The organism is Bacillus nitroreducens (assembly GCF_964021195.1).
Window position 1 is genome coordinate 378,714 of record NZ_CAXHYI020000001.1, and the last position, 24,833, is coordinate 403,546.

Here is a 24,833-nt window from a genome sequence, read left to right on the forward strand (position 1 = left end):
AACCTACTGTGGTAGAATATATTAGTTAATCATAGATAAGGAGCAAGAGAATGAACATTGTAGTAAGTACATTGAACGCAAAATATATTCATACAAGTTTGTCGATACGTTATTTAAAAGCATTTGCTGAACCTGAATTTGATGTCATGTTGGCAGAATATACAATCAAGGACCCTGCCATGAACATCGTAACCGATTTATACCGAAAAAAGCCTGATGTAATTGGTTTTAGTTGTTACATTTGGAACATTGAAGAAACCATTAAAGTGATTAAAATGCTCAAAAAAATAAAACCAGATTTAATCATCATTCTTGGCGGCCCTGAGGTGACCTATGATGTACATGAATGGTTAGAACGCATACCTGAGGTAGATTATATTGTCATAGGTGAAGGGGAAGAGACGTTTAAAGATTTACTTACTGCCATTCGTGATGGCGAGAGTACTGAAGAAATAAGTGGTGTGGCTTATCTTAATGAGGGACAACTTAAGGTTAATCCACAGCGAAACAAACTTAATTTAAAGGAACTTCCTTCTCCATTCCGATTTGAAGAAGACCTTCCACATTTGTCAAAACGAGTGACGTATATTGAGACAAGCCGTGGATGTCCATTTAATTGCCAATTTTGCCTATCCTCCATTGAAGTGGGTGTTCGGTATTTTGATCGCGAAAAAATCAAATCGGATATTCGTTTCTTAATGGACAATGGTGCTAAAACAATTAAATTCGTTGACCGCACTTTTAATATCAGTAGAAGCTATGCGATGGAAATGTTCCAATTTTTAATTGATGAGCATCGACCTGGTACAGTCTTTCAATTTGAAATCACAGCAGACATCATGCGACCAGAAGTCATTGACTTTTTAAATAAAAATGCACCAGCTGGGCTATTCCGATTTGAAATTGGCGTTCAATCCACCAATGATCTTACAAATGAATTGGTCAAACGTAAACAGAACTTCTCCAAACTACAGCGAACAGTGACAATGGTTAAAGATGGTGGAAAAATTGATCAGCATTTAGACTTAATCGCGGGGTTACCTGAAGAAGATTATCAATCCTTCCGTAAAACATTTAATGATGTATTTGACATGCGTCCTGAAGAATTACAGCTTGGTTTCTTAAAAATGCTTCGCGGTACAGGCTTACGAATCGGAGCTGCAGGATATGGGTATACCTATATGGACCACTCCCCATATGAGATTCTTGGGAACAATGTCTTGAGTTTTGATGATATTATACGAATTAAACAAGTCGAGGATGTTCTTGAAAAATACTGGAATGACCATCGAATGAATGAGACGGTTGAATACTTGGTCACGAATTGCTTTGAAACAGCATTTGATTTCTTCCAAGATTTTGGAACATATTGGGATGAGCGAGGTTGGTCACGAATTGGTCACCAACTAGAAGATTTATTTAAACGTCTCTATGAATTTCTTCAGGTTACGAATAAAGAACAGCTTCCTATCGTTGAAGCGATTATGAAATATGATTATTTACGAAATCAAAAATATAAACCACGTAAACCATGGTGGGAGGATTTTGTAAGTAAACAAGAACGTGCAACATTCTATCAAGATATTTTAGAACAGCCAGATAGCTTAGGTGAGGAATTTAGTAAATTACAACTTCATGAGAAAGATTTGTACAAACATACGGTTGTTGAAAAAATTCCATTTGACCTTGAGGAATATAAGCATACTGGTGAAGTTAAATTGCAAGAAACCTATATGCTTGTATATTTTGACCCAACTTCACGCCAAGCTAAAGTTTTCACACGGAAGGTTTCATAAAAAAAGAGTCAGCCCCCGCTGACTCCTTTTTATTTAGCTACTCTGCGATATAAGTGCAACTTACCTACTTTTATTCCCCCGTACTATTCCCTTTTTTGGAATTACGATTTGCGCCTTTCATTGGGTTTTCGTAATCTGCTTCTGCCGAAAACTCAGTGTCTGGCATACTTTCTTTTGGTGTAAAATTACTCTTTCTTGCTGCATCAAATTTCACTTTACGTTTCATGATGGTCCCCCCTTTTCATCTATAGTTTCTCCAGGAATCGTATGTATATATAATAGTAAAATTTACCTCTCTACTCCTTTGAGAATTTTATAAAATTCTTATGGTAGTAAACACTAAGGAAAACATATTTGTGAGGTGTGTAAGTATGTCGAAAAAGAAAAACCAAAAAGAAAATATTGAATCCCCTATACTAGATGATACAATGCCCCATCAAATATCTGCACCTTCTTTTAAAGGGACAGGGATTAAAATGCAGGAGCCATTTGTAAACGACTATGGAGTGGTGATTGGCGATAGTCTTTACAATTCACCTCAATCTCCCCTCAATAATTGGAGTGATGAAGTAGATCCTGAAATCATGGCTGGTGACCAGTGGGTTCACCCGACAAATGATATAGGCTGGAACACAACCGAAAACCGAGAACTACTTGAAAGCAAGAAAAAGCCTAAAGGCGCTCCCTTCATGCATCCTTCACAAGACACAAGCTATGGAAATGACTAATGACAAATACGAAAAGCGCCTTGAAAGTGAAACATCGACTAACTACTGCCACACTGTGGCAAACGTCGATGTCAACCCATCCTCGAAAATGCTTATGCTCTCAAAGCCTTCCTTGTCCTGTGTAAGTCCGACACGCATAAGATGATACGTCTAAAGGCGTGTTCCTTGACCTTCTTGACGGATTGACTAGACCAGAGAGGGGCTAGGTTGCTTGCGCTAAAAAGTAGATAACCTAATTAAAAATGATCCACAGGATAAAAATTTTAATTCCCTAAACAATATGGAAAAAGAGCACTTTGTAAATAAGTGCTCTCTTTTCATTAACCAATAATCAATCTTTCTTTCGGGTAGTGATAATTTACGTCTTTTCCTTTCTTTCCAATGATGAAGATAAAGTTGAGAATGCCAATCCTTCCGATGAACATCAACAAGATAATCAGTATTTTTCCAAAATTACTTAGTTCAGGGGTTATTCCCATTGATAATCCGCAAGTTCCGAAGGCAGAAGCCACCTCAAAGAAAATTTCCATAAATGAGAACTTCTCGGTAACCGATAATAAAAAGATCGAAATAAAACAAGTAAAAAAGGCAAATAGTGTGACAATCAGTGATTTTTTGATATCTTCCTCATGTATTTCACGCTTGAATACCTTGATAGACTTATTTCCTCTGGCAAAATGGAAAAGATACAAAATATTAATCGCAAACGTTGTCGTCCGGATTCCACCCCCAACAGAGCTTGGGGATGCCCCGATAAACATCATCGCACCTAAGAACAATAAAGTAGGTTCTGAAAAATCATTTACATCCATTGTGGCTAAGCCAGCACTTCTCGTAGTAACCGATTGGAACAAAGAAAAGAAGAAAGTTTCATGCCAATCCATTCCTTTGAAAAAATGATTAAATTCCAATAAAAAAATAATCATGGTTCCAAAAACAACTAAGGATAAAAAGGTAACAGTCGTCAGCTTCGTAAATAAAGAAAAACGATATCTACCTTTTTTCTGAAAAAGAAAATCCTTCAATTCAACTAAGACGGGAAAGCCAATGGCGCCTAGTATGATTAAAATCATGGTTACAAACTGTACAAAATAATCATTCGCGAAAGGCACTAACGAATTTCCTGTAATATCAAACCCCGCATTTGTTGTCGCGCTGACAGCCGCAAAGATCCCATGAATAAATGCTTCTTGCCATGTATGAAAATACTGCATAAAATAAAGCCCTAAAATCAAACTACCAAAGAACTCAATGCCTATGATGATGATAATGATTTGCTTAAGTAGGTTTACTAATCCAGATAACTGTGATTGATTCTGGTCAACCATAATTAAACGCCTTTCCCGTAGGCCGATTTTACGACGAAACACTAACCAAATAAAGGTTCCCATCGTCATAATCCCAATCCCGCCCACCTGCAGGACAAAAATTAAAATATAAATTCCTACATCGGTATACGTATCTTTAATTGAGATTACACTTAGTCCTGTTACACTAACCGCACTTGCAGCAGTAAAAACAGTATCAATAAAGGAAACCTGTACCCCATCCTTGATAGCAAAAGGAAGACTAAGTAATATAACCGATATCGTTACAGCTAACAGATAGAACGCAAAGATTAATTGAGCTGGCGAAAGGTTATTGATGTATAGATTTATTTTTTTCCACATTCTTATTCATTCCTAACCTTTAAATCTCATCCTCTTATCTTAAAGAATCCATCTCCAAATGAAAAGGGTTTTTTTTACAAAAGGGAGACTTTCTTCTTCACATTCGATTTTCATACACTTGCATGTCATGATTAGTATGCATTTCCAGTATTGAATTTAATAATCTTCTTATACTATAGATACAACGAATTATACGTTGTTCTATATCAAAAAGGAGTGAGAAGAATGGCTAGAAGTAGTAATAAATTGCTTGTTCCTGGTATTGAACAAGCTTTAGATCAAATAAAATTTGAAATTGCCCAAGAGTTTGGTGTTAACCTCGGTTCAGATACAGCATCAAGAGCAAATGGTTCTGTAGGTGGAGAAATTACAAAGCGCCTTGTATCACAAGCTCAACACCAATTACGCGGCGGTCAATAAAAATTTCATAAAATGGCAAAAAAGCCGAGGTGCATACCTCGGCTTTAATCATCATCTCGGTCTTTGTGACGCTTGTTATGTTCTGTTTGATGTCTTTTCTCTTCCTTTTTCCGTTCCTTTTCTTCATGCTTACGCTGCTTCTCTTCCCACTTTTTTTCATGCTTACGCTGCTTTTCTTCCCACTTCTCTTGTTTCTTCTGTTCGTTCTTTTCCCACTTTTCATCGATATTTTCTAGTCTTTTTTCTTTCACTCGTTCTGGCATGTTGGAGTTTTCAACATTTTGTTTGACTTTTTCTTTAATCTGTTCTTTTTTCCCTTTAAGCTCTTGACGTACTTCATTTGCCTTTTGCTTGCCGTTTTCTTTAAATTTTTCTATCTTTTTTTGATCAACGGCATTTTCCTGTTGTCTATTTACATTTTTATTTTGTTCAGCAGGTTGAGCTTTCTTCTTTTGCACGCGTGTTGGAAGCTTGTTTTCTTTAATAAGAAGCTTTCCTGTTGAGATTCCCTTTTCCTTAGCAGCGTTTCTAGTTTCAGCAGTACTCCTAACTGAAGTTACAGAAATTTCCTCTTTTTCATACTCTTTTTTGATTTCTTCGATTCCTTGCTGTAATTGACGGTCCACATTTGTATCATGCGTATCTGCCACAACAGTTGTAATTAAGACTTCCTTGCCCTCTTCTAGAAAACCGTTATCTTTACTATGTTGAATGATTTTTTCAGTGATTGAATCAAGCGAGCTTTTTTTCCAATCTGGAATAGATTCCATTAGTTTTTCTGCTTCATCATTCAAAGCTTCTATACTGATGACACGAAGTTCTTCATCCAATCCAACCTCAAAGCTAGGATTGATATCAATGGACATGTATGCATACACTTCATTACGCGTTGAAAAAGGTATAAATAAAGATAATAAAAAAATTGCAACTAACGAACTTGCAAGTGCATAACGCCATTTCTTCATTTTAAAAAATCGTTGCTTCGAAGTATTGCCTACTCGTTCATAGATTGGAAAAAAGGATATTTCTTCGCCTATTTCATAGCTTGGTTTTGTATGTTTTGCTTTTACGAACTCACCATCAGGGGTTAGCATCGTAATATAGTCATCGTTCACATCCATAACGATTCCCTTTTTCAAATTCCTGGCACCCCTTTAAGATAATCTTTTAAATAGACATAATCACCAGATAAAATAATCGTCATCGCGATGATGTATTTGCGGTTTCTCTCAATTGTTTTTCGACTCACAGTTACTTTTGATTCAAGTTGTTTAATAGGAAGTTGCTTCTTCTCAAACAACGTTTGCAAAAGCTCAGGGTGATCTACAACAACCTTCGAGACCATAATCGCATTCTGTCTGGCGTCTGAATGCTTTGGAGAAATCTCAAGCAATTCTTGGAATGACAAACCAAATTCCTGCAAAACTTTGTGAAAATGGAGAATTTCTTCTTTTCTCTGTTCTTGCTCCATTTTCCGTTGGTAATCATCAACAGAGAGGTGAGCTTCAAGCTTCGATTGTGCACCTTCCTCATCAGTTTCGCCATTTGAAATAAAGTTAACATTGCGTACACGAGCTTCTTTTCGAATATAGTCAATCACGCGACGTTTAATGAGTAACTCACTAAAAGACAAAAAGGAACTACCCTTTTCTTTTGAATATTTTTCTAAGGCTTCATTGAACGCAATGAGTCCGATGCTAAATTCATCATCTGAATCATTGATATATCGTTTACAAACGGCAGATACATTTTTAGCAATAAATGGTTTATAGTCTTCAATCAGTTTATTTTGTAATGTTTGATCTCCATTTTGAATCTGGGTAACGGTTTCTTCCAGCGTGCTTTTACGTCTTCCAGTTTTAAACAATAGGCTAAGCACTGGTTTCACCTCAATTCTCTTTACTATCTGTTAATAGTAGCAAGAGTTGAAAGTGAGATTCAATAACAATTTTTCACATTAGGAGGCTATTTCAAACTTTATTACAAATGCACTAATACCAAAGACCATTCATTTATTGGAAAGGAGACAAGCGTTGTAACATATATTTCTTTTCCGTTACAACCCTCACTATTTTTGTAATGTTTGACTCATTTACAGTTTACGTTACCTTATTTCTTTTTTGGGGGGTTTATCTTCAATTAATGATAAATTTTTGTTCAGGTTTATATTACCATCATTCCCACTCTCGTTTCTGGAGACAATAATTCTTAAAAAAGGAGCGTGTGAAATCATATGCATACCATGTGGAAAGGCTCAATCAGCTTCGGTTTAGTAAACATTCCAATCAAACTTTTCTCTGCAACCGAAGATAAGGATGTAAAGCTAAGGAATCTTCATAAAGAATGTAATACCCCCATTCAATATGAAAAAAAATGCCCAAACTGCGAAAAAGACATTGGAAATGAGGATATTGTTAAGGGGTATGAATATGTAAAGGGTAAATTTGTGATTTTAAGTGATGAGGAACTGAAGGATTTAAAGGACGAGCATGTGGACAAGAGCGTTGAAATCATTGATTTTGTTAAGCTCGAGGAAATTGACCCGATCTACTTTAGTCGCTCCTATTTTATCGGTCCTGGGGAAAACGGAAGTAAAGCTTATGGATTGCTTCGTGAGGCCCTTCTAAAATCGGGTAAAATCGGGATTGCAGAAATCACAATCAGGTCCAAACAACAGATGGCGATTATACGTGTGTATAAAAATAGCCTTGTTATGGAAACCATTCACTACCCTGATGAGGTTCGGAATGTGGCTGAAGTTCCAGGTGTCCCCGAAAATATTGAGATTAATGAAAAGGAACTTGATACTGCCATCATGCTCATTGACCAATTAACAACAGAATTCAATCCAGAAAAATATAAAGATGAATACCGTACAGCCCTCATGGAGTTAATTGAATCAAAAGTTAATAATAATGAAGGAACTACTTCGAAAGAAGCTCCTCGCTCAAATGTTGTGGATCTAATGAGTGCCTTACAAGCAAGCATTGAACGAACTAAATCGAAAGAAACAGCAACTCCAGCTAAAACAGCTGCTCCAAAAGCAAAAGGAAGCGCAAAACCTAAAACAAAACAGGCTGCTCCAACTGGAACAGACAACACAGCTGCAAAACCAAAAACAAGAACAACCCGTAAAAAAGTGGGTTCGTAATGAAGGGAACAGCTCCTTTTTAAATGGAGCTCTCCCGTTTTTTAATCAATAAGTTAAGGAAAGGAGTGGTAAGATGCTGAAACCAATGCTTCCAACCCTAATTTTCGAAGCCCCTACTGGTTCTAATTGGGTGTATGAAATCAAGTATGATGGTTTCAGAGCCATGCTGCATTGGGATAAGAATCATATTCAACTCATCAGCAGGAACGGTAATGTGTTAAATGACCAGTTTCCTGAAATCATTGCGCAATGCGAAGATTTAAGAGACGTATTTACCCCACATCTGCCACTCGTGTTTGACGGAGAGATTTGTATTCTTGAAACACCCTTTAAAGCTAGCTTTGAGAAAGTCCAAGTTCGAGGTCGCTTAAGAAGTTCAGAAAAAATTAATCAAAGTTCCTTAGCCAAGCCCGCTCATTATGTTGTTTTTGATTTGTTACGACTTGCTGGACATAATCTCATGTCAAAAAAATTTATCGATCGTAAAAATGAGTTATCCAAGCTTTTTCATTCGGCTTCGTTGCCCGCCCAAGTTGATCCTACAAGTCCGCAGCTCATTCAACTTGTTCCATATGAACAAGATTTAGATTCTATTTGGAGGAAAGCGACGGAAAGTAGTGCTGAAGGAATCATTGCAAAAAAACTAGATAGTACATGGGATGAAGGAAAACGAACATCCAATTGGTATAAAATCAAAAATTGGCAAATTGGTGTTTTTTTTATTCTTGGCTATGATAAAAAGAATGCCTATTTCCATGTTGGTGTGATAAGAAATAACCAGATATATGAAATTGGTTTATTTTCACACGGTCTCTCCTTTGAAGAACGCCAAGCCCTTCTCAAAGTGATTCAAACAAACGCAGCTGAGGAAACAACTCATTTTATACGAGTTGAACCAGGGATTTGTGTGGAACTTTTTTATTTAGAATTGTATAAAGAGCAGTTACGCCAGCCAAGTTTTTCAAAATTTCGCTTTGATCTAGAATGGCAAGATTGTACATGGGAAAAACTTATTCGAAACGTCCCACTACTTCCAGAAGACATCGAAATTACCCATCCTGACAAACCACTTTGGAAGGATAAATCGATAACAAAACTAGATTATATCCACTACTTGCTTGAAGTTTCACCCTATATGCTTCCTTTTTTGAAGGATCGGTTATTAACTGTCATTCGCTATCCACATGGGATGTTTGGAGAATCCTTTTATCAAAAAAACTGCCCAGATTATGCACCAGACTTTATTCAAACCTCCATGTCAGAGGGAATCGACTACATCGTTTGCAATGATATAAAAACACTCACATGGTTAGGTAATCAAATAAGTTTCGAGTTCCACATCCCCTTCCAAACGATTTTTTCAAAAGGACCATCTGAGATTGTTTTTGATTTGGACCCACCTTCGCGCGACGCATTTCCGTTAGCAAAAAAGTGCGCACTTATTTTAAAAGAAGTATTTGATGGACTAAAATTAATTTCATATGTGAAAACTTCTGGAAACAAAGGACTACAAATCTATCTTCCACTTCCAGAAAACAAGTTTTCATATGAGGATACTCGCCAATTTACAGAGTTCATTGCAAACTATTTAACGAATTTAGAACCTGATCTTTTTACAACCGAACGGCTTAAAAAAAATCGCGGAAACCGCTTGTATGTAGATTATGTTCAGCACGCGCAAGGGAAAACCATTGTAGCTCCTTATTCGGTTCGAGGAAATGATGGGGCGTATGTTGCCACTCCTCTTTACTGGGACGAGATAACCGATGATTTGTCGATTGAGAATTTCCCGTTAGAAACAATAGCCGACAGAATCAAAGAAAAAGGCTGTCCCTTCGCAAATTACTTTCATGCAAAAGACGAACAGCCATTTGAACCAGTATTGGAGTTTTTGAGGAAGAGTTAAATGTTATTCTTCATTCGGTTTGTTTTTTGTAGTGAATTTAGGGAAGAGGAATCTCTTGATTTCATCATCATTTCGTTTATGAAGAGGGTTTGGACTGGTCGGATCCTGGGTTTGGCTCTTCATTTCGGATATGAAGTGGATTTGGAACGCTTTGATCCTCTGGTTTCCTCTTCATTTCGTCTATGAAGAAGATTTGAGCTACTTTGATCCTCTGTTTTCCTCTTCATCTCGTCTATGAAGAGGATTTGGAACGATCGGATCCCGAGTTTTCCTCTTCATTTCATCTATGAAGAGGATTTGGAACGCTCGGATCCCTAGTTTTCCTCTTCATTTCATCTATGAAGAGGATTTGGAACGCTTTAATCCTCTGGTTTCCTCTTCATTTCGTCTATGATGAGGATTTGGAACGATCGGATACCGAGTTTTCCTCTTCATTTCATCTATGAAGAGGATTTGAACTACTTTGACCCTCTGGTTTCCTCTTCATTTTGTCTATGAAGAGGAGTTGAGCTACTTTGATCCTCTGGTTTCCTCTTCATTTTGTCTATGAAGAGGATTTGGAACGATCGGATCCCGAGTTTTCCTCTTCATTTCATCTATGAAGAGGATTTGGAACGATCGGATCCCGAGTTTCCTCCTCATTTCATCTATGAAGAGGATTTGGAACGCTTTAATCCTCTGGTTTCCTCTTCATTTCGTCTATGATGAGGATTTGAGCTACTTTGATCCTCTGGTTTCCTCTTCATCTCGTCTATGAAGAGGATTTGAGCTACTTTGATCCTCTGGTTTCCTCTTCATCTCGTCTATGAAGAAGATTCAGACCGATCGGATCCCGAGTTCTCCTCTTCATTTTGGGTATGAAGAGGATTTGGAACACTCGGATCCCAAGTTTTCCTCTTCATCTCGTCTATGAAGAGGATTTGAGCTACTTTGATCCTCTGGTTTCCTCTTCATTTCGTCTATGAAGAGGATTTGGAACGCTCGGATCCCGAATTTTCCTCTTCATTTCGTCTATGAAGAGGAGTCGGACTACTAATATCCTAAGGTTTCCCCTACATTCCACCTATGAAGGACTTTTTCCGATGTCATCCAAGAGACATATGCCCACCCTTACACAAACACTATCCCCCTCAAATTTCCCCAAACTACCTAATCAACCCTTCACATTCATTTCTACCGTCTTCCTTTTGCTCTCCTCCTCGTCTCTTTATCAAACAAGCTATACACGATAGGTATGATAAATAGTGTCAACAATGTACTACTCAGTAGTCCACCAATGACTGTGATTCCCATTGGTTGGTTAATTTCGGAGCCTTCGCCGATTCCCAGTGCGAGTGGTAACAGCCCCAAAATGGTCGTGGAAGCAGTCATCATCACAGGTCGGATCCGATTTTTTACCGCTATCACGATTGCGTCGTATGAACTCATTCCGTCTTCTTTCTTCTTATTAATATAGTCGACAATGACAATCGCATTGTTCACAACAATACCTGCTAATACGATGATTCCTATGATAGCTGTAATTCCAATCGGAGTTGTCGTGAAATAAAGGCCAATGGCCACTCCAATCACCATTAACGGAACTGTAAACATAATTACAAACGGATATTTTAATGACTCAAATTGAGCAGCCATTACGAAATAAATTAAGGTAAGTGCAAGTACAAACGCTAAGATCATTTGATCCAACGCTGAATCTAAAAGTTCTTTCTCTCCACTGTAAACAAGGTCTGTCTCGTCAGAAAGCCCCAGGCCTGCAACCGTTTCATCTACTTTTGTTGCAATCTCACCTAGGTTTGATGTCGTCACGTATTTGACAGTAAATTGAACAGCATGTTGTTGGTCGATTCGATGTACGGTTAATGGGCCCTCACCTTTTTTGACTACAGCCACTTCATCTAAAGGAACAAACGTATTTGCTTGTGTTTTTAAAATTAGGCTCTTTAGATTTTCGATGTGATTCGTAAAATCGCGGTCATAACGAACATTTACAGGATAGATGTTATGGTTTTCATCTGTTAATTGAAGCGCAGGTGTACCCCTGGTCACTTCATTAATAGTTGAGGCAATTTGAGCAGGAGCTAATCCTTCTTCAAATGCCTTTTCTTTATCAATCGTAATTTGGAGTTCCTCAATCGTTTCGGAAACATCTGTTGATACTTCGGTTACTTCCTTTACATCAGCCAAGGCTTCCGAGATTTTCGTAACTGCATCATTAAGGCGTCCTTTATCCGTATCCTTCACATGGAACTGCAACGTATTTGGGGTTGAACCTGATGATGATTGTAGATTAAATCTTACCGTTGCCTCTGGATGAAGCTTGGTAACTGAGGATTCAATTTTCTGTTTGGTATCATCAACGAATTCAAATGTCGAGCGCTCTCGTTCCTCATAGTCACTCATTTTCACATATATCTCAGCTTCGTTAGGACTTCCTCCCCCTCTAAAACTTTTCTCTTGGGTCGACCCAATTAAACTAACATAGACATCAACATCATCCTGTCCTTCAAGTTCATGTTCAATTGCTGAAACTACCGTCTGTGTTTCTTCTAATGGAGTTCCTTGTTCAAGTTTGACATTAATTGTGAAAAATCCTTCGTCGGTCTTTGGAATAAATTCTGTACCAACTGAAAATAAGCCAAACATACTTGCCCCAAACAGCGCAAGCGTGATTAATAGCACGATGAAACGATGTCCTAGCGACCATTTTGTCGCAGCTTCTAATAAGCGCATCCCCTTTGATGCCTGTCGTTTCCGTTCAAGATTTTCATTAGGCGCCTTTAAAAATCGACTTGCAAGCATCGGCACAACAGTTAAAGCAACGACTAACGATGCAAATAAACTGAATGCAATGGTCACAGCAAACTCTGTAAACATTTCACCAATTAAACCAGTGATAAACACAACCGGTAGGAAGACCGCTACTGTCGTTAATGTTGATGCAATAATGGCTGTTCCAATTTCCTTCGTTCCTTCTGCAGCTGCTTGCTTCGGTTCTTTCCCCATGGACAAATGACGGTAAATGTTCTCAATAACAACAATTGAATTGTCAACAAGCATTCCAATTCCAAGCGCTAGTCCACCCAATGTAAGGATATTTAACGAGAAATCGGAAAAGTACATGAGTACGAATGTAACGATTACCGAATATGGTATCGCGATTCCAATAATTAGGGGACTCTTTACACTTCTAAGGAAGAAAAAGAGGATAATCATCGCAAATAGGCCACCAAGTAACAATGTATTCACGATATTACCAATCGCAATTTTCACATAATCCCCTTGATCAAAAAGAACATCCGCTTTGACATTTTTATATTTTTCTTGTGAAAGTTTTTCTTCTAATTCTTTTTGAAAAGCCGTTGATACCTGAGCTGTATTTGCATCTGATTCCTGTAGGACACTCACCAGCATCGCTGGTTCCATATTGGCACGGGTAATGGTTTTCTGAGATTCTGGTACAAGGGCAACCTCTGCAAGGTCACGAAGAACCACTTTATCTCCTAGCATCGGATCTATCGTAATCGAAAGCTCTTCTAAATCTTCAACTGAATTTAAATGACTGATAACCCTTGTCGTAAGCTCTTTTCCCTGCGATTCAATCGTATTTCCAGGCAGGGAAACTGAATTTGCTCGTAAAATATTTACAATATCAGCTTGTGTCAGATTGTATTCTTCCAATTGTTGCTGGTCAAGCTCAACTTTTATCTCCTCTGTCACCACACCAGACAGATTCACATTTGCTACACCTTCTACTTTGTTAAGCTCTGTTGTTAAGCCTTCTGCTAGCTCTTGAAGTCCTTTTTCATCCCCCTCCATACTTAATGACAATTGAATAATCGGAAATTGTGATGGATCAAATTTTAAAAAACGTGGTGCCTCTGCATCATCACTTATTTGAGTTTGATTAATCCTACTAAGGATGTCATTTTCAATATCTTCAATCGAGGTCGTCCATGAAAACTGTAATAAAATGAGAGATGCACCCTCCTGCGAAGTAGAAGACATTGTTTTTAATCCTGGCAATGTTGATAAGCTTTGCTCAAGAGGCTTCGTTACTTTTTCAGAAACTTCATTTGGACTTGCTCCAAAATAATTGGCTACTACAACACCCACAGGTGGATTGATATCAGGGATTAATTTTAATGGAATATTCATTAATGAAACAAAACCTAAAATAATCACTAATAACATCGTAACCAAGGTAAATATAGGTCTTTTTATCGAAAAATTGCTTATATTCATGAATCAATACCCCATTTCAAGTTATAAAACTTCATTGACATTATACCCAAATTATAGAAAAAAACTGTACACTCAACTAAGAGTGTACAGTTTCATGTAAGAATTTTGCCCTTTAAAAATGACAATTTTTTGAAAGGTTATTCTTTTAAATCTTCAATTGAATCAATATCCATATAAGCTGGTACAACTAAACCAATTTTTGTACCCTCAAGATTTGAACCAAGGTCTTCGAATTGACCATCATATTTATCTACATAGTCAGCATGTGTGACTGGCAGCCATCCAGAAACGTGTGCATCAACAGATCCATCTGCTACTCCAGTCCACATCGGACCAGCTTCTACTTGACTCATTTTTACTTTATAGCCTAAATCAGTTAGTACATTCGCAACAATGTTTGTACTCGCAATTTCACTATCCCAAGCAACATATGCTAATTTTACTTCTTCGCCGTTACCTTCTTGAACACCCTCAGTCCACTCAGCAACTTTATCAGAATTCTCTTCTATCCAATTTGCTGCAGCTTCTTCTGGTTTTGTTCCTTCATTAATTTCTACCATGACATTACCCATATCTTCTGCTGTCCAATTGAATTGCTCTAGTAGTTTATGAACGCCAGGTAGATCTTCTTTCAACCCAATTCGTGCAATACTATGGATGTTTTCTTCCCCACCATATACACCTTTTGGATCTTCAAGATATTTTAGATCAAAGGCAGAGAATTTCCAGTGTGGTGTCCAACCAGTAATGATAATCGGTTCTTCTTTGTCGTAAGCTTTCTTAAGTGCTGCAGTCATCGCGGCACCTGAACCTTCTACTAATGTCCAATCTTCTAGGCCATATTCTTCAATTGCTGAACCTGTTGCCTTCATGATTCCTGCACCCGGGTCGATTCCAACGATCTCATAATCGACACTTTCTCCTACTGATACTGGTGTAGAATCAGTTGACTTTCCTGCTTCCTCCGAATCACTACCACATGCAGCTAATCCTAAAGTGATTCCAATTGCTAAAGATGCTTTTACTACTTTTTTAAACATTAAGCTGTTCCCCCTTGTTTATTTTTTCCTATATTTTGAGTAATCCGGTCTAGGATGATTGCTACTATTACAATCGCTAGTCCAGCTTCAAAACCTGTTCCTGTTTGTAACTGTGTTACCGCACGATATACATCTGCTCCAAGTCCTGGTGCACCTACCATAGAGGCAATAACGACCATTGATAGAGCAAGCATGATGCTTTGGTTAATGCCCGCCATAATTGTTGGCATAGCCAATGGAATTTGTACTTTTACTAATCGTTGTTTTGTTGTTGAACCAAAGGCTTCAGTTGCCTCAATTAAATCACTTGGCACTTGGGTAATCCCTAAAATCGTTAATCGAATTGTTGGTGGCATCGCAAAGATAACAGATGCTACTACTCCTGGGACTACACCGATATTAAAGAAAAAGATTGCTGGTAATAGGTATACGAAAGCAGGCATTGTTTGCATGAAATCAAGGATTGGGATAACGATGTTGCCTACTGTTTTACTTTGTGAAGCCCAAATCCCAATTGGTATTCCAAGTATGATTGAAATTCCCACCGAGGTTAACACAAGCGCTATTGTGTCAAGCATATTGTCCCAGTAACCCAAATTATCGATTAGAAGTAATCCGATAATTGTGAAGAGGGCAATTTTCCAATTACAAATCTTCCAAGCAATTACACCTAAAATAAGTGCTAATAGAATTGAAGGGATAAATCCTAATCCTCCAACAATTCCTTCTACAAATCCTTCAAGACCTGTAGCAATCCCCTCAAATAAAAATTCGAAGTTAGATACTAACCAGTCTGTAAAACCATCGATCCAATCAGCGATTGGCAATTTTGGTAATAAACCTTCCATTATAAAGCCTCCCTTTCATCACTTGCAGGGAGTGATCCAGCCTCAAAGCCATTTATATATGTGTCATTACCCGCTAATGCACCTATTACAGCACCACGAATAACAATTCCCTTCAGTCGATTTTTCTCATCAACTACTGCAACTGGAATCTGAGCTTGAGAAACATCATCAAATAGATCAACAAGTAATGTACTCGTATCAACCGTTTTTAGATTTGTCTCCATGACATCAGCAAGTGTTAATTTTTGTTCAACAGCTTTTGAAGCCTCAACTGCGCTCACCGCTCCTAAAAGCTTGTTCTGTTTGTCAACGACATACACAGTGGACAAACCGTTGTCCTTCATGATTTTCAGAGCAAGTCTAGCTCCTTTATCCACCTGAACGGTTTCCGCACGTTTCACGATATGTCCAGCAGTAAGTACCTTAGATAAATCAACGTCCTCTACAAATCGTTCTACATATTCATTAGATGGATTCATTAAAATTTCTTCAGGAGTTCCGATTTGTACAATGTTTCCATCCTTCATGAGTGCGATTCGATCACCAATTTTTAATGCTTCATCAAGGTCATGTGTAATAAAGACAATGGTTTTTTCCATTGTGCCTTGTAATTCAATCAACTCATCCTGCATGTCTTTCCGTATCAATGGATCGAGAGCACTAAATGCTTCATCCATCAATAATACATCAGGATCATTTGCAAGGGCTCTTGCAAGTCCTACACGCTGCTGCATCCCACCACTGAGTTGGTCTGGATACTGATTTTCATAGCCTTCTAGGCCAACTAATTTAAGAGCCTCAATTGCCTTCTCAGAACGTTGCTTCTTGTCCACACCTTGAATTTCTAGACCATATTCCGTGTTTTGAAGAACCGTTTTATGCGGAAATAATGCAAAACGTTGAAATACCATGCTTAATTTTTTCCTGCGAACTTCACGGATTTCTTCTTTATTCATAGAAACTACATCTTTTCCATCGATAAAAATTTGGCCAACTGTGGGTTCTATTAATCTATTTAATAGTCGAACCAAAGTCGATTTCCCACTTCCCGATAAGCCCATAATGACAAAAATCTCTCCAGGATATACCTCAAAGCTCGCTTGATTCACACCGACTGTTGCACCCGTGCTTTTTAATATTTCCTGTTTCGATTTTCCTTCATTTAATAATTGAATCGCTTTTTTAGTAGAGCGTCCAAATATTTTTGTTACATTGGAAACCTTTATTTTAGGTTGTTTTTCACTTTCCATTCTGTCACCTCAATTTTTGATACTAAAACGTTCGATTTATAAAAACCCAACTTTTCTTGACATTCTCGTTAAATATAATTGCGTGTAGAAACTATGTAGTAACAATGACCTTTTAATTGTATTAATGTTTTCCAGAATACACAAAGAGGAGAAAACGGGATATGACGCCGTAAAGTTTGTAAAGTAAAAACTGTACGCACTTTACATACTTGATACTTAGAATTCCTCCAACATCCTCCAGCATCCTTTTATCTACTCGACTTTACATTCTTAGTACAAATGTTTAGGCTATAGTATATATCTAACACTTTGATGTAGGATGTGAATCTATTTGGATGGTATAGACAAGCTAGAAAAAGCAAGAGAACGCGTAATCGACGCTATAGCCCAGAATATGAATTTATATGGTGTAACCCCTTCAGTTGGTAGATTATGGGGCCTGATGTATTTTCATGATGACCCAATGACACTAGATGAAATGAAGCAAGAATTAGGGATGAGCAAAACAAGCATGAGTACGTCCGTTCGCAACTTAATGGATTTAAAAATGGTTGATAAGGTTTGGAAAAAAGGGATACGAAAAGACCTTTATCAGGTCGAAGAAGATTGGTATCAAACTTTTATTGACTTTTTTACGATAAAATGGAGAAATGGTATTTCAATGAATGTAAGCGCCATTCAGAAGTCTTTAAACGAATTGCAAGAACTGATGGAGGATGAACATATCAGTACAGATATTAAGGAAGAAGCGAAAAATGATATTGTGAAGCTAAAAAATGCATTGGAATACTATTTCTGGCTTGATCGACTAGTAGATAGCTTTGAATCACATGAAATTTTTAACTTTATTCCAAAAGAGTAAAAACAGCCTGGACAATTCCAGGCTGTTTTCGTTTATGATCTAGCTCCAGGCACTAGAACCTTCCGCTATATGGGAACAAAATCCTTCTGCCAGCGCTTGAACGCCAATAAGCTGGCAGCTTGTGCATTTTGTTATACCTGTTCTTCCTGTGATTCTGGGTAATCATTGTCAACAGATGCAATTCCCTCAGTCAATTGATAACCAGAAATCGTTACAAATCCTAGTATGAGTAGTACCATTAATTTTTTCATTTTCCCACTCCTTTTTAAAGGTTGTTTGAACATTTGTTTTTATTGCTTTATATGACTATGCTTTTTCAAAGACGAAATGGCCTTTGAAAAATAATAGCTTGCTAACTTATATTTATTTTTTTCCTGATAAAGTTTCCCAAGTTCCTCTGCATAGTAAGCATATTGGAGATGATGTTCAATCCCTTCGAAAAAAGGTAATACCTCTTTTTCAATAAATCTTGGTAGATTATCAGATTGATTGAGTAAATAATCATAATAGGTAAAATGAATCCTAAACTCTGGCACGTCTTGGTGATTTTCAATTATGTCTAAACCTGTTTCAAGCCATTTTTGGCATTGTTCGTAATCTTCGTTTTTGTAATATTCATCGATCAACCCATGGATTGAACGCAAACGGCCAATTACCATATGATCTGCTTTATGTTGTAAGCTATTTAAAAATTGCTCAATTGCATGATCTGATTTACCTAATTTCGAATAGAGGACACCTTGATTATGATAGATTAATCCTAATAAAGAAGAGTCCTTTATTCCTTCGGCAACCTTTGTTGCTAACATATAGTTTTTTTCGGCCATTTCGAATTCATTAATTTTCTCATAGCTGATCCCTAATAAAATTTGACATTCTGCACTACGTTTTAAATCGTAAAGAGACTGATAGATAGCGAGTGCCTTTTGAATATTCACGATACTTAAAGCTAATTTCCCCATGCGATTATCATTTAACCCAATATAATAGTACAGGTCAGCCGTTTCCCAACTTTCAAAATGGACACTACTAGTTAAAATCTCCTCTGCTTCTTTAAAATGTTCCATCGCAACAGAGAACTGACTTTTTAAATAGAAATATTGACCCGCAAATTTTTCGTAAAAATAGTTCATACGAATATCAAAAATATCTTTATATAATTCAATTTTCTTCATTTGTGCTTCTACTTTGTCCAGTTGATTCGTAAAAATAAAATATTTAAGCTCAAAGAGTACAAAGAAAATCGCAACTCTCGAATCATTTGTATTCGTGCACTCATAGGATTCATAAAATTGGATCGCCGACTCCCTTTTTCGAGTAACCATCATTTGATACCAATCATGAAGCTCCTTTAATTGTGCATATTCTTCACTTTCAATTAACTTAATTCCTAATCGATTACATAATAATTCAAGCACCTCAATACTTGCTGAGGTTTGGTTATTTTCTATCTTTGAAAGATAAGAAATTGAGATAATTTCTTGTGCCAGTTCCTCTTGTGTCATATTCTTTTGAATTCGAAAGAATCTTATTCTGCTTCCTATCTCCATCTTTCATGCCCTTTCACTGCCTTTTCACTGTAGTTATATACTCATTTCTAGATAGTTCGAGAAAACCCTTCTTTCAATATTAGGACAAAAGACTTATTTTTACAATTTTATACAACTGGCAGTCACAAATTTTTCATTCATGGCTACATATGTAAACTATATGAAAAATGGGAGAATATAAAATAAGGTTTTCTTCAGAAAAAAATTATGAGTAACACAATCGAATCTCCGTTTCAATTGGAAGTTTTTTGCGATCATACCTTGAGCCTCCTCAGGAGCCAAAGTCGTGTTCCCTGTGAGATCTCAAGACGATTGCTATTCTGAGCAGGAGTAACCACCTTCCACTACAATCGAAGGTTTGTTTTATTAATTAACTACATTCTTTCTAGAAAATAACAAAAAAAAACGGCCCTTAATAGGACCGAATTCTTATTTTTTCTTTACTTTTGCTAGTTCAGTTGTACCCACTGTTGCTTGACCGCTTCCGATTTTCTCAAACGATTCAACTGCATCAAAATTCGTGATGACAATTGGTGTAATCGTACTAGCTGCCTTTTCTCTCACTAAATCCAATTCAAAGGTGACTAATTGAGTACCAACTTGTACCTTGTCTCCTTCTTTCACATGAGTAGTGAAGCCCTCACCTTTCATATTCACAGTCTCAAGACCAATATGAATAAGGAGTTCTAACCCAATTTCAGTTTTGATGCCAATTGCGTGCTTAGTTGGAAATACTTGAACAATTTCTCCATTAACTGGTGAAACAATTTTACCTTCAGATGGATCTATGGCGAGACCATCCCCCATCATTTTTTGTGAGAAAACAGGGTCTGGAACTTCTTCTAATGCAAGGATTTTTCCTGTAGCAGGAGCTACTAGTACTTCTTCCACCTTTTTACTACCAAATAATTTCTTAAACATACTATACCTCCACATTCATGATATGTTTAGTGGTATTATTCCCATAACCAAAAAACAATTATAGATTTTTCAATCCATCACTATCTTTCCAAAATAAGATTTAAATTGCAAGCGAAAAGAGAAGGATTATTAGGGAATATGTCGAATTTTTAAAATGATAATTAGTCGAAAAATTAAGACTAAGAGGAGGTGAAGTAAAAATTGCATGAACATATTGGTCATATTCTATACCATGTCCTGATCGTTATTTTCCCTATTCTTCTATATTACTTATTAGTGATTCGAGACAATCGCTCCGTACCAAAACTTCGTGCTAGTACGTTATTTGGAATGGCGGTAGCGATCCTGCTTTTGACCATGTCCTTTCCAGTACCTTACGGAGATGGATTTAGTTTTGACTTTCGAATCATTCCTATTTTCATAACATTTTTGTATGTAGGTTTTTTTCAAGGTATTTCCCTTATTTTGATCATGTTCATGTATTTATTTATATTAGGAGAGCCAAGGATTGTCACTTTATTGATGAATTATGCCATCATTTCTTTTCTTTTTTACTTTTTGATTAAAAAATTCAATACACAACTATTATATAGTAAGCTTATGATTCCTACAGCGGTCTACTCGATTATTATCCTAACAAGAGGAATTTCCTTGTTTAAAAACAATCAAAGTGACCAGATACTAATTATGTTGATTTTTTCAATTCTTACATGGATCACACTCTTATTAGTGATTCTCATTCTTGAAAACCTAAACCAGCAAACCTTGCTACAACAGGAATTACGACGTTCGGAAAAATTAAATGTGATTAGTCAACTCGCCGCCTCTGTTGCCCATGAAGTTCGGAATCCACTTACTACCGTAAATGGATTCATCCAGTTAATTAGTCGTGATGATAATATTACTGAAACTCAAAGGAAATACATAGAAATCACTCTCTTAGAGTTAAATCGTGCTCAATCCATTATCAATGACTATTTATCATTGGCAAAACCTAATAATAATCTTTCCCAATGTGTGAATATAAGCGAAGAACTAGAAAAAACGATAGAGCTCATGACCTCATATACCACTATTCAAAATATAGAGGTTCAATCCTCAATTGAAGATTCCCTCTTCGTTAGTGGGAATAAAGATGAAATCAAGCAAGTGCTGATCAATATCATTAAAAATGCCATTGAAGCAATGGGCAATCATGGCTTATTACAAATTAATGCATATTCAAAAGACCAAGACATTATTGTCAAAATTACCGACAATGGTCCTGGCATGACTAAAGAAGCGCTTTCTAGAATTGGAACACCCTTTTATTCGACAAAGGATAAAGGAACAGGGATTGGACTGACGATTTGTTTTCAAATCATCAATCAATTAAAAGGAACGATTGATGTTGAAAGTGAGCTCGGGAGTGGAACAACTTTTATCATAAAACTACCCTATTCCCCTCCTGAAACTGGTGAAAATGAAAGCGAGGTGAAACAAAAGAATGTGTGGTAGGTATACCTTATTTGCAGAGTTTGATGAAATTTTAGATCGCTTTGACATCGAAGCGTCCATTGACCAAGAATTATATAACCCCAGTTATAATATCGCGCCATCTCATTCAGTTCTTTCTGTTATCAATGATGGCACACGTAAACGATTAGGATACTTGCGATGGGGGTTCGTTCCTACTTGGGCAAAGGATGAAAAAATTGGCTATAAAATGATTAATGCACGTGCAGAAACACTAGCCGAAAAGCCTAGTTTCCGAGAAGCATACAAGCATAGACGCTGTCTTGTTGTGGCGGATAGCTTCTATGAATGGAAAAAAGGTGCAGATAATTCAAAAACACCGATGCGAATTACGTTAAAATCAGAAAAACTGTTTGCTATGGCAGGTATTTGGGAACGTTGGAAAACACCTGAAGGCAAACCTTTGTTTACTTGCTCAATCATCACGACAACTTCAAATGAACTGATGAAAGATATACACGACAGAATGCCTGTTATTCTCAACAAAGAAGACGAACAAACGTGGCTAGATCCGAAATTGGATGATGTCTCAAAGATATCCCATCTACTCAAACCACTACCAGCGGATCATATGGAAGCGTATGAGGTATCAACAATGGTGAATTCACCTCGTAACAACTCTCCTCAATTAATTCAAAAAATAGGTTCATAAATGACTGAGTCCTAACTGGATTCAGTCTTTTTTATATAAGGGATCACTTGAAATAAAAGTTGTTTGGATTTTGAACATAAAAATACAAGTTTATATGGTAGAATAAATGTCTATGCAGACTAGCAGTCCTAATTTCCCAATGTCCAAAGCACCAATACTTAAGTCGTGGTACGAGTAATCATTTAATAATTAACATTTTTTACAGTTTTGAAATTGATTCACAATTGACAATTTTCGTGTTAAAATTACAAAAAATATTCCTTTTACAGTTGTAATTTAATTTCCATCAGATGAGGGGGAAGAATATGCAAGAATTATTTAGGAAATGGGACCAAGTTAGCCTTGTTAAACGGATTCTTATAGGTATCGTAGTTGGTATTCTATTAGCTATACTTGTTCCAGATAGTACAAAATGGGTCTCCATTTTCGGTTCATTATTTGTTGGTGCTTTAAAAGCAGTTGCACCTGTCTTGGTCTTATTCTTAGTTATTGATGCAATTTCTAAACAACGAAGTGGAACTCAAACTAATATTAAATCAATTATTGGTTTATATATAATCAGTACTTTTATAGCTGGATTTGTAGCTGTTTTAGCAAGCTTTATCTTTCCAGTTAAATTGTCATTAGTAAAGGGAGTTGAAGATCTTTCACCCCCAAGTGGTATTTTAGAGGTATTTCAAACATTATTATTCAATATAGTGGACAATCCTGTTAATGCACTAATTAATGCAAACTACATCGGAATACTCGCATGGGCTATTCTGTTTGGCCTTGCGTTAAAACAGGCAAACGATACAACAAAGACGTTGCTTTCAAATGTTTCTGACGCCATTACGAAAGTTGTAAAATGGATTATCAGTTTTGCTCCATTCGGAATCATGGGACTAGTATTTGATGCAATTGTAACAAGTGGACTTTCGGCTTTAATGGAATATGGGAAAATTTTAGCTCTATTACTTGGCTGTATGTTTTTTATTGCACTTATCGTAAATCCTTTAATTGTGTATATCTACATTCGCCAAAATCCATATCCTCTTGTCTTTAGATGTTTACGTGAGAGTGGAATTACAGCATTTTTCACGCGTAGCTCAGCGGCCAATATACCTGTTAATATGAACCTTTGTGAAAAACTTGGCTTAAACAAAGATACGTATTCTGTATCAATTCCACTTGGTGGAACTATTAATATGGCTGGGGCTGCCGTCACAATCTCTATTCTTACACTTGCAGCTGTTCATACACTAGGCATTGAAGTTGACTTTGCAACAGCACTTATTCTTAGTGTATTATCAGCCGTTTCTGCAGCTGGTGCCTCAGGGGTTGCAGGTGGATCTCTGTTACTCATTCCATTAGCATCTAGCTTATTCGGCATACCAAATGATATTGCCATGCAAGTTGTTGGTGTAGGTTTTGTCATTGGAGTTCTCCAAGATTCTTGTGAAACAGCACTTAATTCTTCATCAGACGTTCTCTTCACAGCAACAGCTGAATTAGCGAAAAAGCGCAAAGAGAAGAAAAATGTTGCAATCAAGTCTGCTTAATATAAACAAATTAAAACCACTCGCAAGTGCGAGTGGTTTTTTGTTTAACGAGGTTCCCTATCTTTGATTCTAGTACTCTTGTAAAGAAAAATATATTCAAAGACGATCTTAAAAGCTCTTATTCTAGCCATTAAACATTAAAAAAAGCCCTTGATAAAGTTGATTTATCAAAGACTTTTGGTAGTGATTCCGATTGGGCTCGAACCAACGACCTCCACCCTGTCAAGGTGGCGCTCTCCCAGCTGAGCTACGGAATCATAGTATAAGGATAATTCTTATAATACATACCTTTTGATAAATTGTCAATTAATTTTTCATTATTTTAATATAAACATGAACCTTTTTTTCAAATAGGTATTTAGGAACCCCAGTCACCTTCCCTCCAGTTAAATTGTACTACTAAAAAGAAAAGTACAATGTGTTAGTAAGAACATTACTGGGATCCTATAACAATTAAATAATATTGACAAAATGTCCTATTATAAGCTATAAATATTATATCAGTTATAGTACAACTTTATAATTGCTGAATTCCCATTTTTGGGGAAACGGGGGAACCAATAATGTGCATATGGGCACTAGGGGTGAATCCTTTTTTTATGAAAAGGTAGGAAAATTGACTCTTCATCCGAATCCGACAGCTAACCTCGTAAGCATATGGAGAGAGCTTTGTTGCGAAAAATCAACATTATGGCCACGAGCCCTACTCTCGTGGCCTTTTGTGTCTCCAAATTATAT

The 24,833-nt window shown here is 36.9% G+C and carries 19 protein-coding genes, 1 tRNA gene and 1 riboswitch; of the genes, 9 read left to right on the top strand and 11 right to left on the bottom strand.

Annotated elements, in window-relative coordinates:
• The first annotated feature begins 50 nt into the window (after window positions 1-50).
• Window positions 51-1,796 (top strand): B12-binding domain-containing radical SAM protein, encoded by a 1,746-nt coding sequence (locus ACWPVE_RS01905; protein ID WP_453990359.1) that lies wholly within the window; start codon window positions 51-53, stop codon window positions 1,794-1,796.
• Between the two features lie 70 nt (window positions 1,797-1,866).
• Here ACWPVE_RS01905 and ACWPVE_RS01910 read toward each other — a convergent pair whose 3' ends face one another.
• Window positions 1,867-2,022: a hypothetical protein gene (locus tag ACWPVE_RS01910; protein ID WP_099354306.1), complete on the bottom strand. Its 156-nt coding sequence runs from the start codon at window positions 2,020-2,022 to the stop codon at window positions 1,867-1,869.
• A gap of 145 nt (window positions 2,023-2,167) precedes the next feature.
• Here ACWPVE_RS01910 and ACWPVE_RS01915 point away from each other — a divergent pair, with 145 nt between their 5' ends.
• Window positions 2,168-2,524, top strand: a complete 357-nt coding sequence (locus ACWPVE_RS01915) for a DUF3905 domain-containing protein (protein ID WP_453990361.1) — start codon at window positions 2,168-2,170, stop codon at window positions 2,522-2,524.
• Window positions 2,525-2,844: 320 nt separating this feature from the next.
• On the opposite strand, the gene ACWPVE_RS01920 is transcribed toward ACWPVE_RS01915, so the two are convergent.
• Entirely contained in the window at window positions 2,845-4,194 is a 1,350-nt protein-coding gene (locus ACWPVE_RS01920) for a TrkH family potassium uptake protein (protein WP_453990363.1), read from the bottom strand.
• A gap of 225 nt (window positions 4,195-4,419) precedes the next feature.
• Between ACWPVE_RS01920 and ACWPVE_RS01925 the strand changes: the two genes are divergently transcribed.
• On the top strand, window positions 4,420-4,614 hold the full coding sequence (locus ACWPVE_RS01925; RefSeq protein WP_453990365.1) for a small, acid-soluble spore protein, alpha/beta type: 195 nt from the start codon (window positions 4,420-4,422) through the stop codon (window positions 4,612-4,614).
• Between the two features lie 44 nt (window positions 4,615-4,658).
• Here ACWPVE_RS01925 and ACWPVE_RS01930 read toward each other — a convergent pair whose 3' ends face one another.
• Complete coding sequence (locus tag ACWPVE_RS01930) at window positions 4,659-5,753, bottom strand: anti-sigma-I factor RsgI family protein (protein ID WP_453990367.1); 1,095 nt, start codon at window positions 5,751-5,753, stop codon at window positions 4,659-4,661.
• Window positions 5,750-6,502 carry an RNA polymerase sigma factor SigI gene (gene sigI / locus ACWPVE_RS01935; RefSeq protein WP_453990369.1) on the bottom strand — a complete coding sequence of 251 codons (753 nt, stop codon included), beginning with the start codon at window positions 6,500-6,502 and terminating at the stop codon, window positions 5,750-5,752. Before sigI ends, ACWPVE_RS01930 begins: the two co-directional genes overlap by 4 nt.
• 345 nt (window positions 6,503-6,847) lie before the next feature.
• Here sigI and ku point away from each other — a divergent pair, with 345 nt between their 5' ends.
• Window positions 6,848-7,765, top strand: a complete 918-nt coding sequence (ku, locus tag ACWPVE_RS01940; RefSeq protein ID WP_453990371.1) for a non-homologous end joining protein Ku — start codon at window positions 6,848-6,850, stop codon at window positions 7,763-7,765.
• Between the two features lie 73 nt (window positions 7,766-7,838).
• Window positions 7,839-9,671 (top strand): DNA ligase D, encoded by a 1,833-nt coding sequence (locus tag ACWPVE_RS01945; RefSeq protein ID WP_453990373.1) that lies wholly within the window; start codon window positions 7,839-7,841, stop codon window positions 9,669-9,671.
• A 1,173-nt stretch (window positions 9,672-10,844) separates the two neighbouring features.
• On the opposite strand, the gene ACWPVE_RS01950 is transcribed toward ACWPVE_RS01945, so the two are convergent.
• From ACWPVE_RS01950 to proV, 4 genes are all read right to left on the bottom strand, one after another.
• Window positions 10,845-13,916: an efflux RND transporter permease subunit gene (locus ACWPVE_RS01950; protein WP_453990375.1), complete on the bottom strand. Its 3,072-nt coding sequence runs from the start codon at window positions 13,914-13,916 to the stop codon at window positions 10,845-10,847.
• Between the two features lie 137 nt (window positions 13,917-14,053).
• Window positions 14,054-14,956: a glycine betaine ABC transporter substrate-binding protein gene (locus ACWPVE_RS01955; RefSeq protein ID WP_453990377.1), complete on the bottom strand. Its 903-nt coding sequence runs from the start codon at window positions 14,954-14,956 to the stop codon at window positions 14,054-14,056.
• The gene (locus ACWPVE_RS01960) at window positions 14,956-15,804 is read right to left on the bottom strand and encodes an ABC transporter permease (protein ID WP_453990379.1); all 849 of its coding nucleotides are present in this window, start codon (window positions 15,802-15,804) and stop codon (window positions 14,956-14,958) included. The genes ACWPVE_RS01955 and ACWPVE_RS01960 overlap by 1 nt, the downstream gene beginning before the upstream one ends.
• Window positions 15,804-17,054, bottom strand: coding sequence for a glycine betaine/L-proline ABC transporter ATP-binding protein ProV (gene proV / locus ACWPVE_RS01965; RefSeq protein WP_453990381.1), 1,251 nt, complete (start codon window positions 17,052-17,054; stop codon window positions 15,804-15,806). The genes ACWPVE_RS01960 and proV overlap by 1 nt, the downstream gene beginning before the upstream one ends.
• 331 nt (window positions 17,055-17,385) lie before the next feature.
• Here proV and cudC point away from each other — a divergent pair, with 331 nt between their 5' ends.
• On the top strand, window positions 17,386-17,916 hold the full coding sequence (gene cudC, locus ACWPVE_RS01970) for a choline uptake/conversion transcriptional regulator CudC (RefSeq protein WP_453990383.1): 531 nt from the start codon (window positions 17,386-17,388) through the stop codon (window positions 17,914-17,916).
• A gap of 290 nt (window positions 17,917-18,206) precedes the next feature.
• On the opposite strand, the gene ACWPVE_RS01975 is transcribed toward cudC, so the two are convergent.
• Window positions 18,207-19,466 carry a helix-turn-helix domain-containing protein gene (locus ACWPVE_RS01975; protein ID WP_453990385.1) on the bottom strand — a complete coding sequence of 420 codons (1,260 nt, stop codon included), beginning with the start codon at window positions 19,464-19,466 and terminating at the stop codon, window positions 18,207-18,209.
• A gap of 429 nt (window positions 19,467-19,895) precedes the next feature.
• Window positions 19,896-20,387, bottom strand: a complete 492-nt coding sequence (locus ACWPVE_RS01980) for a PTS sugar transporter subunit IIA (RefSeq protein WP_453990387.1) — start codon at window positions 20,385-20,387, stop codon at window positions 19,896-19,898.
• A gap of 201 nt (window positions 20,388-20,588) precedes the next feature.
• Between ACWPVE_RS01980 and ACWPVE_RS01985 the strand changes: the two genes are divergently transcribed.
• The 3 genes from ACWPVE_RS01985 to sstT all read left to right on the top strand — a co-directional run bounded on the left by ACWPVE_RS01985 (window position 20,589) and on the right by sstT (window position 24,095).
• Entirely contained in the window at window positions 20,589-21,884 is a 1,296-nt protein-coding gene (locus tag ACWPVE_RS01985; protein WP_453990389.1) for an ATP-binding protein, read from the top strand.
• The gene (locus ACWPVE_RS01990; RefSeq protein WP_453990391.1) at window positions 21,874-22,554 is read left to right on the top strand and encodes an SOS response-associated peptidase; all 681 of its coding nucleotides are present in this window, start codon (window positions 21,874-21,876) and stop codon (window positions 22,552-22,554) included. Before ACWPVE_RS01985 ends, ACWPVE_RS01990 begins: the two co-directional genes overlap by 11 nt.
• A gap of 305 nt (window positions 22,555-22,859) precedes the next feature.
• A complete protein-coding gene (gene sstT, locus ACWPVE_RS01995) occupies window positions 22,860-24,095 on the top strand; it encodes a serine/threonine transporter SstT (RefSeq protein WP_453990392.1) in 1,236 nt (411 codons plus the stop codon).
• 184 nt (window positions 24,096-24,279) lie between these two features.
• Here the strand turns inward: sstT and ACWPVE_RS02000 are convergent.
• Window positions 24,280-24,352 (bottom strand) — tRNA-Val (locus ACWPVE_RS02000).
• Between the two features lie 257 nt (window positions 24,353-24,609).
• Window positions 24,610-24,767, top strand: a riboswitch (cyclic di-AMP (ydaO/yuaA leader).
• The last annotated feature ends 66 nt before the right edge of the window (window positions 24,768-24,833 follow it).